The sequence below is a fragment of the Streptomyces sp. SID486 genome (assembly GCF_009865385.1).
In the GTDB taxonomy this organism is placed as follows: Bacteria; Actinomycetota; Actinomycetes; order Streptomycetales; family Streptomycetaceae; genus Streptomyces.
In genome coordinates this window covers 1-16,318 of the sequence record NZ_WWJT01000115.1, presented here as the reverse complement: position 1 = coordinate 16,318, position 16,318 = coordinate 1, and the positions used below count along the sequence as shown (strand labels likewise).

General features: G+C 73.9%; 10 protein-coding genes. 1 reads left to right on the top strand and 9 read right to left on the bottom strand.

Features of this window, described 5'->3' with window-relative positions:
• Positions 1 to 31: 31 nt before the first annotated feature.
• The 7 genes from GT045_RS05865 to GT045_RS05835 form a co-directional block, all read right to left on the bottom strand.
• The gene (locus GT045_RS05865; RefSeq protein WP_237538369.1) at positions 32 to 1,123 is read right to left on the bottom strand and encodes an AfsR/SARP family transcriptional regulator; all 1,092 of its coding nucleotides are present in this window, start codon (positions 1,121 to 1,123) and stop codon (positions 32 to 34) included.
• A gap of 205 nt (positions 1,124 to 1,328) precedes the next feature.
• A complete protein-coding gene (locus tag GT045_RS05860) occupies positions 1,329 to 3,419 on the bottom strand; it encodes an MMPL family transporter (protein WP_345942556.1) in 2,091 nt (696 codons plus the stop codon).
• A 100-nt stretch (positions 3,420 to 3,519) separates the two neighbouring features.
• Positions 3,520 to 5,157, bottom strand: a complete 1,638-nt coding sequence (locus GT045_RS05855; RefSeq protein WP_161333495.1) for a prenyltransferase/squalene oxidase repeat-containing protein — start codon at positions 5,155 to 5,157, stop codon at positions 3,520 to 3,522.
• Between the two features lie 108 nt (positions 5,158 to 5,265).
• Positions 5,266 to 6,783, bottom strand: coding sequence for an FAD-binding oxidoreductase (locus GT045_RS05850; protein ID WP_161287250.1), 1,518 nt, complete (start codon positions 6,781 to 6,783; stop codon positions 5,266 to 5,268).
• Between the two features lie 58 nt (positions 6,784 to 6,841).
• On the bottom strand, positions 6,842 to 8,629 hold the full coding sequence (locus tag GT045_RS05845) for an FAD-dependent monooxygenase (RefSeq protein WP_161333494.1): 1,788 nt from the start codon (positions 8,627 to 8,629) through the stop codon (positions 6,842 to 6,844).
• Positions 8,630 to 8,734: 105 nt separating this feature from the next.
• Positions 8,735 to 9,667, bottom strand: a complete 933-nt coding sequence (locus GT045_RS05840; protein WP_345942555.1) for an aromatic prenyltransferase — start codon at positions 9,665 to 9,667, stop codon at positions 8,735 to 8,737.
• Between the two features lie 93 nt (positions 9,668 to 9,760).
• Positions 9,761 to 11,686 (bottom strand): BTAD domain-containing putative transcriptional regulator, encoded by a 1,926-nt coding sequence (locus GT045_RS05835; protein WP_345942554.1) that lies wholly within the window; start codon positions 11,684 to 11,686, stop codon positions 9,761 to 9,763.
• A gap of 223 nt (positions 11,687 to 11,909) precedes the next feature.
• On the opposite strand from GT045_RS05835, the gene GT045_RS05830 reads away from it, so the two are divergent.
• On the top strand, positions 11,910 to 12,071 hold the full coding sequence (locus GT045_RS05830; protein WP_161297221.1) for a hypothetical protein: 162 nt from the start codon (positions 11,910 to 11,912) through the stop codon (positions 12,069 to 12,071).
• A 42-nt stretch (positions 12,072 to 12,113) separates the two neighbouring features.
• Here GT045_RS05830 and GT045_RS05825 read toward each other — a convergent pair whose 3' ends face one another.
• Together GT045_RS05825 and GT045_RS05820 are read right to left on the bottom strand one after the other, a co-directional pair.
• Entirely contained in the window at positions 12,114 to 15,143 is a 3,030-nt protein-coding gene (locus GT045_RS05825) for a BTAD domain-containing putative transcriptional regulator (protein WP_161333493.1), read from the bottom strand.
• A gap of 107 nt (positions 15,144 to 15,250) precedes the next feature.
• On the bottom strand, positions 15,251 to 16,186 hold the full coding sequence (locus GT045_RS05820) for a serine hydrolase domain-containing protein (protein ID WP_161333492.1): 936 nt from the start codon (positions 16,184 to 16,186) through the stop codon (positions 15,251 to 15,253).
• Positions 16,187 to 16,318: the final 132 nt, after the last annotated feature.

The window sequence follows — 16,318 nt, the reverse complement described above, 5'->3', positions numbered from 1 at the left end:
GCGCCGGAGGCTCTTCGGCGCCGGGGACGTGCTAGGAGCGTTCGAGTTCCGGTGCCTGACGCAGGATCTCCAGTTCCAGGTGCTGCAGTGCGGGGCTGGGTGAGATGCCGAGGTCCTCGACCATCTTCTTCTGGTGGGCGCGCAGCACGGACAGCGCGTCGGCCTGCCGGCCCGACCGGTACAGCGCGAGGCTCAGCAGTTCGCAGCCGTACTCGCGCAGCGGCTGGGCCTGGGTGAAGGCCACCAGTTCCGGCACGGCCATCTCGTGGTTGCCCACCGCGATCAGGGTGGCGCACCGGCCTTCGACCACCGACAGGCGCAGCTCCTCCAGGCGTACGGCCTCGGGGGCGACGAGCGGGGCCGCGGCCACCTCCGCGTACGCCTCGCCGCGCCACAGCGCCAGGCCGGCCTCGAACGCGTACAGCGCCCGCTGCGGGTCGCCCCGGTCCAGCGCCTGCCATCCGGCGGTGGCGTTCTCCCAGAAGCGGTGGGCGTCGACCTCGACGGCCCGGCTGTTCAGCAGGTAGCCGCGGCCACGGGTGCACAGCACCGTCGCCGGGGTGCGCGGCGCCCGGTGTGGTTCCAGGGCGCGCCGCAGGTTGGCGATGTAGGCGTGCAGGGACGTGATCGCCGACTGCGGTGGCCGGCCGTCCCACAGCGCCTCCACCAGTACGTCGACCGAGACCGGCTGGCCCACCTGGCTGACCAGCAGCACGAGCGCGGCGCGCTGTTTGGGTGCCCCGAGGTCCACCCAGCGGCCGCCGACGGCCGCCTCGACCGGGCCGAGCACCCGGAACTCCACGCCGGAGCCCGCCGCGGGCCGGCGCGGCGGGCCGGCCGCTTCCGGGCCGTGGTGCGCGGCGGGGTCCGGGGAGGGGTCGTACCGGCTCCGGGAGGGGGTCGTGTCGAGGCCCAGCGCCTTGCTGACGTACTGCTTGAGCGTGTCGTTGGCGCGCTTCAACTCCCGTACTTCGCGCTCCAGTTCGGCTATGCGCCGGGCTCCTGTACCGTCCGTGTCCGCTGCGCCCCCGGCCGGCTGGCGCTCGGCGGCGGCCGGGCCGCCGCGCTGTCCCGCGGCCGCCGGGACGGCGTTCATGGTGCTGTGGCCGATTCTCCTGTCCATCGTCTCTGCACTCATACAGACCCCCGTAAGTGTGTGTCCGGAGATGCCCCGGACGGGGCGTGCGGCCGCCTCTGCCACGAGGCCCGTGCCGAAGTTCACATGGCACGGCCCGGTCTCCGCTCACCGCGGGTCCCCGGGCCGGCCTCCCGCGCACGGGCCCGGGGCCGCCGCGCGGGGCGGCGCCGGGATCCGTGGCAGGGGTGGTTCACGTACCGCTGTAGGCGGGCACCTGGTCGGACTCGCCGGCCGAGGCCGGGGCGTCGTCGCGGTGCCGGAACAGCTTGCTGGGCCACCACATCCAGCGGCCCACGTCCAGGGTGAGCGCGGTGACCAGCACCGAGCGCACCACGATGGTGTCGAGGAGCACGCCGAACGCCACCGCGAAGCCCAGCTCGACCGCGAACACCAGGGGCAGCGAGGCCATGGCCGCGAAGGTGCCGGCCAGCACCACACCCGCCGAGGTGATCACCCCGCCGGTGGACGACAGACCGGTCAGCGCGGCACGCCGGGTGCCGTGCCGCAGCGTGTCCTCGCGGACCCGGGTCACCAGGAAGATGTTGTAGTCGATGCCCAGCGCGACCAGGAACACGAACGCCAGCAGCGGGAACGACGCGTCGGCGCCGGCCAGCCCGAAGACGTGCTCGAACACCAGGCTGCTCACGCCGAGCGCGGCGCCGAACGACAGCAGCACCGTCGCCATCAGCAGCAGCGGCGCGACCACCGAGCGCAGCAGTGCCGACAGGATGAGCAGGACGACGAGCAGCACGATCGGGATGATCACCTTGGAGTCGCGGCTCGCCGCGTTCTCGGTGTCGACCATGATCGCGGTGCTGCCGCCGACCTGGGCGTCGGCGCCCTCGATCCGGTGGACCGCGGTGCGGGCCCGGTCGACGGTGCGCATCGCCGCCTCGCTGCTGGGCTCGTCCTTCAGCTGTGCGAGCAGCACCGCCTCGTCGCCCTTGACCACCGGATCCGCGACGCCGCCGATCCCGGGCACCGCGGCCAGCGCGGTCCTGACCCGGCCGGCGGCGCCGGCCTCGGCCACGACGTAGACGGGGTCGCCGGAGCCGGCCGGGAAGTGCTCGGCCCGGATCTCCTCGCCGACCGCCATCTGCGGCTTGCCGGTGAACTGGTCCTTGTTGGACAGGCCCGAGGCGTCGAGTCCGAGCGTGCCGAGCGCCATCGCGGCGAGCACCAGCACGGTGCCCGTCCACACCAGGCGCGGGCGGCCGGAGATGGCGTCGCCGACCCGGTTCCAGACGCTGCGCCTGCGCTCCGCCTCGGCGCCGTACACCGGCTTCACCGGCCAGAAGATCCACCGGCCGCAGGCGACCAGCAGTGCCGGCATCAGCGTCACCATGGCGAGCAGGCCGACCAGGACGCCGATGGCGCACGCCGGGCCCATGCCCTTGGTGGAGTTGAGGACGGCGAGCATCAGCAGCATCAGGCTGACCGCGACCGTGGCCGCGCTGGCCACGATCGCCGGGCCGGAGCGGTACAGGGCCTCCGCCATCGCCTCGTGCCGGTCCTCGTGGCGTGCCAGTTCCTCCCGGTAGCGGGAGATCAGCAACAACGCGTAGTCGGTGGCGGCGCCGAAGATCAGTACGACCAGGATGAAGCTGGTCTGCTTGTTGATGACGAGGCCGGCGTGTTCGGCCAGCAGGTAGATCAGCGCCTCGGCCGCCATCAGGGCCACGCCGACGGTGATCAGCGGCAGCAGGGGCAGCAGCGGGCTGCGGTAGGTGATCAGCAGGATCACGACCACGACGAGCGCGGTGATGATGGTCAGCGCGCCGCCGCCGCCGAACGCCTTGATCGAGTCGGCGCCGTAGCCGGCCGGTCCCGCGACGTGGAAGCCGAGGCCGTGCGCGTCCTTCTTCCCGACGTCGGCCATCGCGTCGACGACCTTGCCGAGCCCTTCCCAGCCGGACTTGTCCTTGTGCACCTGGACGATGGTCTGGATGGCCTTGCCGTCCTGGGACCTGACGGGTCCCTGCGGCCGGCCCACGACGTTGTCGATGCCCTGGAACGCCTTGGCGTCCGCCTGTGCCTTGGCCAGGTCGGCGTCGGTGACCCCGCCGGCCCGGTCGTAGACCACGATCGCGGGCACGGAGTCGGCGGGCATCAGTTTCTGGGCGCGCTCGACGACCGCGGTGGACTCCGCGTTGCCGGGCAGCCAGGCGGAGTTGTCGTTCTCCTCCGCGTCACCGAGCTTCCCGGCCAGCATCAGCGCCGGGACGAGTACGACGACCCAGAGCGCGATGACGACCCACTTGCCCACCCTTCCGCTGGGCAAGGCGGCCAGTTTTCGCAGCATGTCTGTCTCTCCGTGTTCCGTGGGGGTGAATGGTGTTTCTCAGGGGGCGGTGGTTCGGGTGGGCGGGGGGCTCAGGGGTCTACCGCGCCTCCTGGAGCGCGCCCCGCAGGCCGGGGACCCGTGCGCGGACGTGCCCGAGCGCGAGCAGCACCGGGATGTCGGTGAGCAGCGGGAAGTGGTAGGCGAAGGGGCGCGGGCCGACCATGTCGGGCGGGCCGCCGTAGCTGCCGTCGGCCTTCTGCCGCTCCAGCAGCCAGGTCAGGGCGGCACCGACGGGCCGGGGTTCGCCGGCGTGGCAGAGGGTGATCAGGCCGTAGGCGGTGCTGATGTCGTCGCTGGGGTCGCCGGGCTGCATGCCCCAGCCCCCGTCGGGGTTCTGCGTCTCGCGCACCGTCCGCTCGATCCGCTCGGCCATGGCGGCGCTGCGCGCGTCGCCCGGGTGGGCCGTGCAGGCGGCGAGCCGTACCCGGAACAGGCTGTGCAGGCGGCTGCGGCTCCAGCCCGGCTCGAAGCCGCCGTCGGCGAGCTGGCTGTCGGCGAGGAACGCCAGCGCCTGGGCGCGCTGTGGCGCGGTGCCGGGGTGCGGGCCGAGCGCGCAGACCGCGGCGGCCGTCATGCACGGCTCGGAGGAGGCGCCAGCGACATAGGTGGGGAAGCCGCCGTCCGTGCCCTGGACGGCCAGCAGCGCGGCCACTCCGCCGCGCACCGTCCCGGCGTGCGCGACCGGGTCGACCGCCTGGAGGAACTCCAGCGCGCAGGAGGTGTCGTCGACGTCGTTCTGCGCGACGAGCGGTGACATGGACCAGCCGCCGGTGAGGGCCGCGCCGCGGGAGAGGGAGGGCAGCGCGGCGCCGCCCCGCTGGGCGCCGAGGGTGGCCGCCATGCGGCGCAGCAGCGCCGGGTCGGCGCCCGCGGCGTGCAGGGCGAGACCGCCGGTGGAGGTGCACCAGTTGTGCATCTCCAGCACGAACGGGAAGCCGCCGTCGGTGCGCTGGTGGCGCAGCAGCGTCGCCAGGCCGCGGCGCACCGTCTCGTCGTGGCCGGGCGTCCCGGCGAGCGCGTGCAGCACCAGCAGGTGCATCAGCGCGTAGCCCTCCCACACGCTGGTGGCGGGGTCGGTGGCCAACAGGGTGTCCAGGGCGGCGTCGGTGGCCCGGTTCCGGACGCCGAGGGCGCCGGCCAGGATCAGCGTGATGGACGCCTGCTGCACGGCGGCCCAGGAGTGCAGCGGATCGGTGGGGACCTGGCCGCCGCCGGGGAGTTCGGCGTCGGCGGGCAGGGGGCAGCCGAGTACCGAGAGCACCGCGTACACCATCAGGCGGCGGCGGGTGGAGATGAAGCCCGGCGCGGCGCCCAGGACGCCCGCCGCCAGGGTGTCGACGAGGGCGCTGTCCCCGCCGGGTTCGCGGCCCGTGGCCGTCCCGATGGCGCGTGCGGCGAGCACCCGGTCGAGCTTGTCGGGGGACTCCTGGTGGCCGCGCAGATAGGCCAGCAGGCGGTCCCGGGCCGGGGAGCGCACGCCGGTGCGTGCCATGAGCGAGAGGGCGAGCGCCGACTCCAGTACGCGGCTCTCGCACCTCTCGCGTATCGCGCCGTCGTCGTCGGTTCTGCCGCTGACGTACGCGACCAGCCGGGCCGTGGCCCGGCGCACCTCGTCCGGGGACACCTCCGCGGGCAGCTGCAGCGGGGCCGGACGCGTGAGGTCCGCGATCTTCATGGAGTTCTCCTGTCTGGACCGGTCCGAACCGGCCGGTACGGCCTGCGGGTCACGGGAAACGGGCCCGGCTCCGCCGGGGAGGGGTCCCCGGCGGAGCCGGGCGGTGGGTCAGCCGACGCCCTGCGCGAACCGGAAGAACCGGTGGGGGTCGTACTTCTGCTTGATCCGGGCCAGCCGGGTGTAGTTCTCGGCGTAGTAGGAGCGCCGCCAGTCCGGCAGGCGCGGGTCGATGAAGTTCTGGTAGGTCTCGCCGTTGGAGTAGGGGTCGATGACCGCGAAGCCGTCGTCGACGTACTCCCACGCGGCCGCCTTGGCCTCGTCCGCGACCGGTGCGGCGGCGTTCGAGGTGAGGTAGCTGACCGAGAAGAGGCTGTCGCGGTGGACGTAGGCGGTGGCGTCCCGGGCGACGGTGTTGGCCCGGCCGCCGAGGGCGGAGATCTGCAGCTGGCGCATCTGCCCGGCGAACCGGCTGGCGTCGAACGTCTCCAGTGCCCTGGCCCAGCCCTCGCGCGGCATCGTCCGCTCGAACAGCCGGCTGCGCCAGGCGCCGAACGCCGGACGCTGGATCCGGCCGTCGGGGGAGGTGTCGGCGCGGTGGCACTGCTGAGCGGTGAGGTCGGAGCACTGGTACAGCGACATCAGGACCGATCGGTAGGGGGCGGTGAACTTCTGCTGGTACACCGGGGGCCGGCCGACCAGCGAGGTGAGCCGGGCGATCTCGGCGTCGAACCCCGGGCCGGTGTCGACCGAGCCGAGGAAGACCGCGGCGGTCGGCACGGTGCCGGGGCCGGCGTCGGTGAGGGTGACGTTGACCCCGCTGCCGATCGTCCAGGGGGCGTCGGGCAGCCAGCGGGTCCAGCCGTCCAGCATGTCCAGGGCCCGGTCGAAGGTCCACACGAGGTTGACGGCGGCCACGTCGGTCAGCGGCGAGGGCGTCACCTCGTACGACGTGACGATCCCGAAGTTGCCGCCGCCGCCCCCGCGCAGCGCCCAGTACAGGTCGCTGTGGTGGTGCGGTGAGGCGGTGACGGTGCGGCCGTCGGCGAGGACCACCTGTGCCGAGGTCACCTTGTCGGAGGCGATGCCGACGCTGCGGGTGAACAGGCCCATGCCGCCGCCCTGGAAGAACCCGCCCGCGGCGACGGTGGGGCAGTAGCCGCCGGCGATGCCGAGGCCGGCCGGGGCGAGCGTGTCCGCGATGTCGACGAGCTGGGCGCCGGGCCCCATCCGCACCGAACCGTCGCCGAGAGTCACGGAGTTGAGTCCGGAGACGTCGATGACCAGGCCCTGGGTGGTGGAGTAGCCGGCGGCGCTGTGGCCGCCGCTGCGGGCGGCGACAGGTATGTCGTTGGCCTCGGCGAAGCGGACGCACGCGGCGACGTCGGCGGCGGAGGCGCAGTAGGCGACGGCCTGGGGGCTGGTGGCGTCGAACTGGACCTGGTAGAGCTGCTTGGCCCGCTGGTAGTCGGCGTCCGCCGGGAGCACGAGGCGGCCCTGGAGCCGGTCGGCGAGCCGGCTCCACCGGACGCCATAGGCACCGGACTTGGCCTGTGCGGCGCCGGACAGCGCCGTCGTGGCCAGGGCGACACCGCCGGCGCCGGCGAGGAAGGATCGTCTGTTGATCATGCTGTGTCTTCCGTGTGCGGGGAGGAGGTGGAGGAGTTCGGGCAGGTGGTCCGGGCGGTCACGGGGCCCGGTGTCCCAGGACGACGGTGAGCGCCTCGGTGAGGGCTCCCGCCGGGTCGGCCTCGGCGCCCGTGGCCCGCCAGGCCACGTGCTGGTCGGGCCGGACCAGGACGGCGCCCGCCCCGTCCGTCTCGCGCAGGCGCTGCCAGACGCCGTCGGCGTCGACGTACCGCGCGCCGTCGCCGTCGCCGATCCGGGCCACGGTCACCGGGACGGAGAGCTTCTGGGCGGCCAGTTCGGCGGCCTCGTCCCACGCCGCCCCGTCCGCACCGGTGATCAGCAGGAAGCCGGTGCCGGAGCCGATCAGGTCGTGGGTGGACATCCGGCGGCCGTCCCGCTCGACCCAGGCGTGCGGGAGCAGGTGCCCGGGGCGGGTCGTGGGCCGGTACTCGTCGCCGAGCGGCGAGCGGGCCGGCGGGCGGCTGCCGTCCGGGACGACCGCGCCCTGCTCGTAGGCGAAGCCGGTCTCCACGTCGAGGGCCTGGCACTCGCCGCGGTGGGTGGCGAAGATCTCCGCCGCCCGGGCGCGCTGCGCCGCGCCGACCGGGGTGGGCGAGAAGTAGGAGAAGAACACCGGCGTACGGCGCTCCGGCGGCACGTGCGGGCCGAGGCCGACGGCGGCGTCGATGACCACCTGGTGGTGCGCGGCGGCGGACATCGCCCAGCCCAGGTTGAACTGGCCGACGGGCCGGCGCTCCGTCTCGTAGGTGTCGAGCAGGCCCTCGCCGGCGCGGCCCGAGAGGACGGCGGCGAGCTTCCAGGCGAGGTTGTGCGCGTCCTGGATACCGCTGTTGAGGCCGAGGCCGACGGCGGGCGGCTGACGGTGGGCGGCGTCGCCGACCAGGAACGCCCTGCCGTGGCGGTAGCGTTCGGCGAGCACCGCCTCCACGCTCCAGCTGGTCACGTCGTGCAGGGTCAGCTCCAGGTCGGGCAGGCCGAGCACCTCGCGGATGCGGCCGACGACCGCCGCCTCGTCGGTGCGGTCGATACCGGCGAGCGGCAGGTGCAGGCCCCACTCCTCGCAGTGCTTGCCCCAGGTCGGGCCCATCTCGATGAGGGCGCTGGACAGATCGGGGCGGTAGGGGTTGAGGAACCAGGTGATGACCGAGCCCTCGGTCCACCACTGGGACAGGTCGGCGGAGAAGTAGGCCGTGGTGGCGTCGAACAGGGCGGGCAGGCCCTCCATGCGTACGCCGAGGGCGGGGCCCACCGTGCGGCCGGCGTCGGCCGCGATCACGTACTGGGCGACGACCGTGGTGGTCTCGCCGGTGTCGGTCGCGCGGATCTCCGCGGTGATGCCGGCGCCGGCTCCGTCGCCGGTGTTCTCGGTCAGCGAGACCAGTTCGTGGCCGAACCGGACGCCACCGGGATTGCGGTCCTCGGCGTGGCGGCGCAGCACCGGTTCGAGGCGCAGCTGCGGCAGCTTGGCCGGGAGTACGGGGCCGGCGGCTTCGTACGCCTCGCGCAGCGCGCCGCCGCCGAAGCCGTCCATCTCGTGGATGACGCGTCCGTCCAGCGGGCCCTGCCCGGTGAGCGTGGTCTGCCAGCGGACCTTGCCGAACTGCTCGGGTGTGGCGGCCGGTCCGGCCACGTCGTCCGCCAGGCCGTGCTGGCGGAAGATCTCCATGGTGCGCTGGTTGAGGTAGTGCGCCTTCGGCAGGCGCGAGGTGTCGGCGCGGCGCTCCACCAGCAGGTGGTCGACGCCGTGGCCGGACAGGAAGACGGAGGCGGCCAGGCCGGACCCGCCGCCGCCGACGATCAGTACGGGAACCTCTACGGTGCTCAAGGGGCTTCCTTCCAGGAGAAGTCGAGAAGACGGGCGAGGAGAGCGAGAGGGAAAAAGAGGAGGGGGTGGAGAGAGGAGAGAAGAGGAGCGGAGATGCGGCGCGGGTCACACCGGGTCCGCGAGGGCCCCTTCGGGGAGCTGCATGATCTCCGGGACGCCGGCGCCCCACCGGTAGTAGGACTGGAGCTTGTAGTACTCACCGTCGGGCTGGGAGGCGACGGCGTAGACGAACTTCGTCCCGGGGTCGGCGCGTTGCACGTGCCGCACGAACATCCCGATCCGTTCGTCGAGTTCGACGGGCAGGGCGGCCGGGTCGGTCGTCGCCACGGCGAAGCAGATCCGTGTGATGGCCGGGGAGTCCCAGTCGAGGGTCACGTAGACACCGAACGCCTGGCGGCCGAGCCGGAGCATCTGCTCGCTGGGTTCGGCCTGGTCGACCTCGCGGAGCATGGCCCGTACGGAGTCGGGGGCGATGCCCCCGGCGGGCGGCTCGCCGAAGTAGATGTTGACGGTGCGGTGGCGGTAGTCGATGCCGAGCAGGCCCACGGTGTCGCCCAGGCCGTGCCGGGCGATGAAGTCCAGGCTCTCCCCGAGGGCGCGCGGCATCGACGGCAGGCCCGCGAGCGTGGTGACGTCCTGGAGGGCGGTACGGGGCAGCACCACCCAGATCTTCTTGAAGCCGCCCACGACCCCGAAGTCGATGCCGTAGCCGTCGACGGGGCAGTTGTCGCGCAGGTCCGCGAGCAGCCGGCTCACGGGGTGGTCCGTCTTCTCCAGCAGGTGGTTGTCGACGGCGAGCCGGTACGGGTCGGTGTCCCCCGGCACCGTGAACCGGCAGTCCAGCTCACCCGCGCGGTGCGCGCCGGTCGCCACCCGGAACGCGACCACCGCCTGGGCGAGGTCGCCTCCGTACAGGTCCAGGACGCGCAGCACGTCGTCGCGCGCGTACTCCACCTCCAGCAGTCCGGCCGCCTCCTCGATCGCCGAGTAGAGGGCCTGTACCGCGTCGTGCCGGGTGATCGGGGCTGCCTCGCTCACGGCAGTCACCATCCTTACGCTTCATGACGGCCGGGCTCGGCCGTCCGTCTCGAACAGGGCTGTCACCGCGCCGGCCGCCGGCTCGGCGCGGGGTCACCGGGGCAGTCGCCGGCGGGGAGTCGTGTCCGCGTGCAGCAGGACCAGCGGGTGGAAGCGGTAGCGGTCCTCGCCGAGGGCGCTGCCGGGCTCCGCGAAGAGCAGGCTGGCGTCGACGAGCTCTTCCAGGGCGTGTTCCGCCTCGGCCTCGGGCAGGCCGGTCGCCTGACCGGCGAGCCGGGCGGTGAAGGGGCCCGGGCCCACCGAGGCGAGCCAGGGCAGTACGGCCGCGGTGGCCGGACTCAGCCGGGTCAGGGCGCGGCCGAGGGTGCGGGTCAGGTCGAGGTCGCCGTAGCTCAGGGCGGCCAGCCGGGTGCGCGGCTCGGCGAGCTGGGCGACGAAGCGCGCCACGGTCCGGTGCGGCCGGGCGGCCAGCCGGGCGCCCGCGCTGCGCAGCGCGAGCGGCAGACCGGCGCAGTAGAGCACCAGGTCGCGGACCGCCGCGGGTTCGGCGCGGATGCGGTCGGCACCGGCGGCCTCGGCGAGCAGCGCCACGGCGTCCTGCTCGTCCAGCGGCCCGAGGCCCAGGGTGTGGGCGGCGGGCACGCCGGCCAGCCGCGCCCGGCTGGTGACGAGCAGCGCGCTGTCCGGGCCGACGGGCAGCAGCCCGGTCAGCTGGGAGTCGCTCGAGACGTCGTCGAGTACGACGAGCAGCCGGGAGCCCGCGATGCGGGACCGGTAGCGGCGCACCAGCTCGCTCAGGCCGTACCCGCCACTCCGCGCGGTGTGGTCGGTCTCGCCGAGCGCCGAGAGGAGTTCGGCGAGGACGGCCGCGGGCGGGCGGGCGGCACCGTCGGCGTCCTGGAGGTCGGCGTGCACCACCCCGTCCGGGAACGCCTCGGCGCAGCCGTGGGCCACCTCGACGGCGAGGGCCGTCTTGCCGCTGCCGGGCATGCCCGTGACCAGCGCGGCCCGGAGCCGGGCACCGGGGCCCGCGGGGCGGCGCAGCAGCAGTGACCTGAGCCGGGCCGCCTCGGCGGCGCGCCCGGTGAACGCGGCGGCGCGGGCGGGCAGCAGTACGAGCGGCCGGCGCGGGGTGTCGGCGCTCTCGCCGCGCAGCATCCGCAGGTAGGCACCGCTGAGCTGCTGCCCGGGCACGACACCGAGCTGTTCGTCGAGGATCCGGCGGCCTTCGCTGTAGACCTGGACGGCCTCGGCCTGCCGGTCGGAGCGGTGCAGCGCGGTGATGAGGTGGGCGCGCAGGTTCTCGTCCATGGGGAAGCGGGCCACCAGGGAGAGCAGTTCGGGCACCAGGGAGCGGTGCCGGCCGACCGCCAGGTCCGCCTCGATGCGGCGCTCCAGGGCCTGCGCCCGCAGGAATTCCAGGCGTGGCCGCTCGAATCGCAGAAGGTGCTCGGTCACGTTCTCCAGGGCATGGCCGCTCCAGCAGTCGAGCGCGCCGCCGAGAAGTCTGCCCGCTTCCTCGTGACGGTTTTCCTCGAGGGCCTGCCGGCCGAGCCGGTCGAGTCGTTCGAAGGAGAAGAGATCGACCTCCGCCTCCCGGGCGTCGAGAACGTATCCCGGCCCTTTGCGGAGGATCTGCACCCGGTTTCCGAGCCTTTTCCTGAGCCGGGACACATAGGTGTAGATCTGCGCGTTCGACGTGGGCGGCGGCGCGTCCCCCCACAGCGCGGCACTCAGCCGGCTGTCGACGACCAGCGCGCCACGGGCGAGCAGCAGCACCGCGAGCACGGTGTGGATCTTCGCCCCGGACAGCGGGACCGGAGCGCCCGCGCGGGTCACGGAGACCGGGCCGAGCAGCCGGAACCCGAGCGCCCCCGACACTTCCGGGTCCGCGCCGGCCGGTTCGGCGGCCCGGTCGGCGGCCGGTTCCACAGCCCGGTCGAGGGCCGGTACGGCAGCCCGGTCGAGGGCCGGTACGGCAGCCGGTCCGGCGGGCCCTTCGACGGGCCGGAAGGCCACACCAGCACAGTTCAGCACAGCGCACTCCCCATCCCGCGAAACGTCCTGCCGACTACACTCCAGAACCGTATCCGCGGGCGCTTTCCGCACGTTATCGTGTCGATTTCGAGTACACGAAACAGCAGCGAAAGCGCATCAAAAGCGAGCGCACCTAGGATGCTCTCAAGAAATCCGGCACAGGCATTCACCCCAGCCTTTCCCGAAAATCCGAGGAGATTCCTACATGCGTAAACCCCGTACGATCGCCACTGCGCTCGCCGGCACCGCGCTCCTCTTTCTCCCGCTGCTTCTCGCCGTGGGTGCCGGGCCGGGTACGGGTGATCTGCCGTGGACCGGGATCAGCGCGCAGCGCAGCGCCCAGCAGACCGACCTGCCCTGGACGTGACGTCGGCCCGGGGCGCCGGTGAGGGGGAGAGCGGCGCGCGGCTCAGCGGTCGGCGAGCAGACAGGCCAGGACCGATCCCTCGATGGGCCGGACCTTGTCGTGCGACTCCAGGACCTCACGCAGCCGGCCGGCCCGTCGCTCCCACAGCGGTGCGTTGAGGGTGCGGAACTCCTCCTGGGCCCAGTCCAGGGGTTCGCCCGCCCCGGTGCCGCCGCTGATCGCTTCGGCGCAGGCGAGATGGGTGACGATCCGGGCCTGCAGGAACCGGTCGCCCACGTCCTCGGCGAGCCGCAGCGCCCGCAGCAGACTGGCGCGGGCCTTGTGCGGCTCGTTCTGCCGCCACTGAGCCTCGCCCAGGGCGCACAGGCCGTGGGCCTCGCCGAGCCGGTCGCCCTGGCCGCGGGTGAGACCCACCACGTCGTGGCAGATCCGCTCGGCCTGCGCCGACCGGCCCGCGCCCAGCAGCGCCTCGGCGAGCCGGTAGAGGTTCTGGGTGCGGCTGCGCAGCGACCCGGCCTCGTAACTGACCTCGATCGCCTGGTTGCTCAGCTCCACGCCCCGCTCGGGGTCACCCTGTTCGATCTCGATCTGGGCGAGCAGCCCCAGCGCGTGCGACAGGCCCGAGTTGTCCCCGGACCGGCGGAACAGCACGAGGGACTCCTCGCAGTAGCGGGCCGCCTCGGCGAGGTCGCCGAAGAAGCGGGCGCACACCGCGAGGTTGCGCCGGACGATGGCCCGCCCCTGGGTGTCGTCGCTCCCCTCCAGATGGGCCAGGGCGGTGAGCAGCAGTTCCCGCGCCTCCTCGTAGCGGCGCTCGTAGATGGCGAGTGTCCCGAGGGAACGGAGCATGGTGCCCGCCCCACGGGTGTCGCCCGTCCGCCGGGCCCCCTCCAGGGCGGACTCGGCCGTGCGCCGCCAGTCCTCCAGGTAGTTACGGGTCTCGTAGAACGGAACCGCTCCCACCGCGAGGAGCCAGGCGCGGTCCGCCTGTCCGTCGCGCACCGCCTGGGCCACCAGGGCGCCGAGCAGCTCCCGTTCGCCCTCGAACCACTCGATGGGGTCGGCGACGAGTTCGCTGACCGTCTCGCCCGGGACCGGCCTGGTGTGCGCCGGGCCGCCGTGCGGGGCCTCGCCCTTGCCGTACAGCTGCTCCTGGGCCGCGTACACCAGGGTGAGCACGGCGGTCAGGACCCTTTCCAGGGTCTGCGCGCGCTCCTGTTCGCTGTCCTCGGCCAGGCACCGCTCCCGTGCGAACAGCCGCATCAGCTCCTGGAAGCGGAAGCGGGTCCCGCCGCCCGGGGCGGGGCGGATCTCCAGGAGCTGAGCCTCGACGAGGCGGTGCAGCAGTCGCTCGGACGTGTCGGGGGTGACGCCGAGCACGGGCACACCGATCCAGGCCGGGAAGTCGGGCACGTCCAGCATGCTCAGCTGCCGGTAGAGCCGCGCGGCCTGCACCGACAGCGCCCGGTAGCCGAGCCAGACACCCGAGCGCACCCCGCTCTCGCCCGGGCTGAGCACGCTCACCCGTTCGCGGCGGTCCTCCATCTGGGCGGCCATCTGGCGCAGCGACCACCGCCGGTCCGACAGCAGCCGGGTGCCGACGACCCGCAGCGCCAGCGGAAGCCGGTCACACAGGTCCACCAGGAGCTGTGCGGCGGCCGGTTCGGCCGTCACCCGGCTCTCGCCGATGGTGGCGGCGAGCAGGTCAAGGGACTCGGCCGGGCTCATGGCGCCCAGTTCCACCCGGGCCACGGCGAACGTGCCGGCGAGCCCGTTCAGCGGGTCCCGGCTGGTGACGAGGACCCGGGCGGGGCCGCGGCCGGGGATCAGCGGGCGGACCTGGTCCACGGAGCGGGCGTCGTCGAGGACGACGAGCAGGCGTCTGCCGTCGAGGGTGCTGCGGTAGAGCGCGGCCCGGTCCTCGACGCCGGCGGGGATCGAGGATCCGGGCACCCCGAGCGCGCGCAGCGCCCGCTCCAGGATCGCCTCGGGTGCGCCGGGGCCGTCGGGGTCCTGGAGGTCCAGGTAGAGCTGGCCGTCGGGGAACCGGCCCGCGACACGGTCGGCCCAGTGCAGGGCGAGCGCGCTCTTGCCGGCCCCCGCGGTGCCGCTGACCGTCGCGATCCGGACCGTCACACCGCCGGCGTACCCCGGAGCGGGCGGTACGAGCCGCTGCAGCAGGTCGAGTTCGTCCTGGCGGCCGACGAACGGTTCGGGTGACAGCGGGAGCTGGCGGGGCACGGTCACGGCGACGGGGCCGGGCGCGGTGTCGGCAACGACCGGGGTGTCCGGTACGGCGGCGGCCCGCGCCGGGGGCCGGCCGTCGCCCTCCAGTACCGTGCGGTGCACTTCCTGCAGTTCGGCGCCCGGCTCGACGCCCAGCTCCGCGACGAGGATGCGGCGCCCTTCCCGGTAGGTGTCCAGCGCGTCGGACCGGCGGCCCAGCAGGTGGTACGCCTGCATCAGGCCGGCGCGGGCGTTCTCGCGCAGCGGGTGCTCGGCGACGAGCGGGCTCAGGCACTCCACCACCGAGCGGTGCCGGCCCCGCTTGAGCTGGACGGCCGCGTACTCCTCGGTCAGGTTGATCCGCAGTTCGGAGATCCGGTCGACCATGTCGCTGAGCGCGCTGCCGTCCATGCCGTCGAGCACCGGCCCCGACCACAGCGCGAGGGCGTCCTCGAAGCGGGCCGCGGCCTCGTCCGCGTCCCCGGCCTCGGCGGCGGCCCGGGCGGCGGCGGCCGACTCGTACAGGTCGGCCACGTCGACGTAGTGGTCCTCCCGGTGCAGCACGTAGCCGGGCAGCAGGGTCTCGATGAGGCCGTCGGCGCCCGCCTCGTCGCGGAACGTCTTGCGCAGTGCGGAGACACAGATGGCGATCTGGTTGCGCGCGGTGGCGGGCGGATCGCTGTGCCAGACGGCGTCCGCGAGAGCGTCCACCGAGACGGCGCGTCCGGGAGTGAGCAGCAGCACGGCCAGCACCGTGCGCTGGCGTGCGCTGCGCAGCAGCAGTGGCCGGCCGTCCACACTCACCTTGAGCGGGCCCAGCACCTGGAACGACAATCGGGGCGCCACACCGCCTCCTCCCAGGACCGCGCACGCCCCGCCCCCCGCGAAGACATTGCGCAGACATTGTGTGGAGTAGGCCTGATCTTGGCAACACAGTTACACATCAACTCACGCTACGTTCCCATCACTTCATTCCCTTCCTGCGGATTCTCCGGGTTCCGCCACGTTGCGTCACCGGCCGTCCTGCGGTCCGCCGCCGACTGCCACACGTTCCTCAGCCGGTCTTCGACCGCCTTCCTCGCACGGCCCCCGGCCCGGCCGTTGGCCAGCACGACGAGTCCGCGGCCCGTGCGCAGCCGGAGCGCCGAGGCGGCGTAGTGACCGGGCGAGGCCGCCTCGTAGCCGAACTCCGTGTCGGCACCGGGGGTGTGCACCGTCGTGGCGAGGCCGTAGAGGCGGCCGGAGCCCGGAGCGAGCATGCGGGCCGCGGTGTCCCGGCCGAGCAGCGCGAGGGGGGCGCCGAGCACGCAACGCCGCAACTCCAGCGCCACCTCCGCCAGATCGGTGGCGGTGCTCCACAGCTCGTCCGGAGCCGGGTCCGGGCGGGCTGCGTCGAGCGCGCGGCCGGCGGTGTCGTGGCCGAGGCGGGCCGCCGGCGCGCCGGTCCTGCCGTTCGGGCCGGTCGGGGGGCCGCCGAAGCAGCTGTCGTCCAGGCCGAGCGGTCCGAGCACCAGACGCCGCATCAGCGGGCCGAACGCCTCGCCCGTGGCCTCCTCCAGCAGTACCGGCAGCGACGGGGCAGCGGCGCCTGCGCGGCTGCGGCCGAGCAGCCCCGCCAGGGTGGCCGGGGTGTCTCCGGGGCGGCCTGCCTCCACCGCCAGCAGCCCCTCGTCCACCAGGCGCAGCACGCCCAGCGCCACGACGTGCCGGCTCAGCGCGCCCACGGGGAACGCGGTGCGCGGGGTGACCGGCCGGCCCGCGCCGTCGCTGCCCGCCGCCTCGACCGCCACCAGCCGGCCGCCCTCCAGCACGGCGACGCAGGCGCCCGGCACCCGGTGCGCGGCGAGCAGCTCCGCGAGGCCGGGTCCGCCCAGAGGTGTGCGCGGCACCGGCGAGACGCGCACGACCCGCCCGCCCGGGCCTTGCGGGGCGCCCGGGCCTTGCGGGACTTGAGGGGGGTTCGGGCCTTGCGGGACTTGAGGGGGGTTCGGGCCATGCGGGACCTGAGGGGCGTGCGGGCC

Coding starts and splice junctions, on each gene's coding strand:
- GT045_RS05865 (WP_237538369.1), bottom strand. CDS start 1,123: ATGGACAGGAGAATCGGCCACAGCACCATGAACGCCGTCCCGGCGGCC.
- GT045_RS05830 (WP_161297221.1), top strand. CDS start 11,910: ATGCGTAAACCCCGTACGATCGCCACTGCGCTCGCCGGCACCGCGCTC.
- GT045_RS05850 (WP_161287250.1), bottom strand. CDS start 6,783: ATGATCAACAGACGATCCTTCCTCGCCGGCGCCGGCGGTGTCGCCCTG.
- GT045_RS05855 (WP_161333495.1), bottom strand. CDS start 5,157: ATGAAGATCGCGGACCTCACGCGTCCGGCCCCGCTGCAGCTGCCCGCG.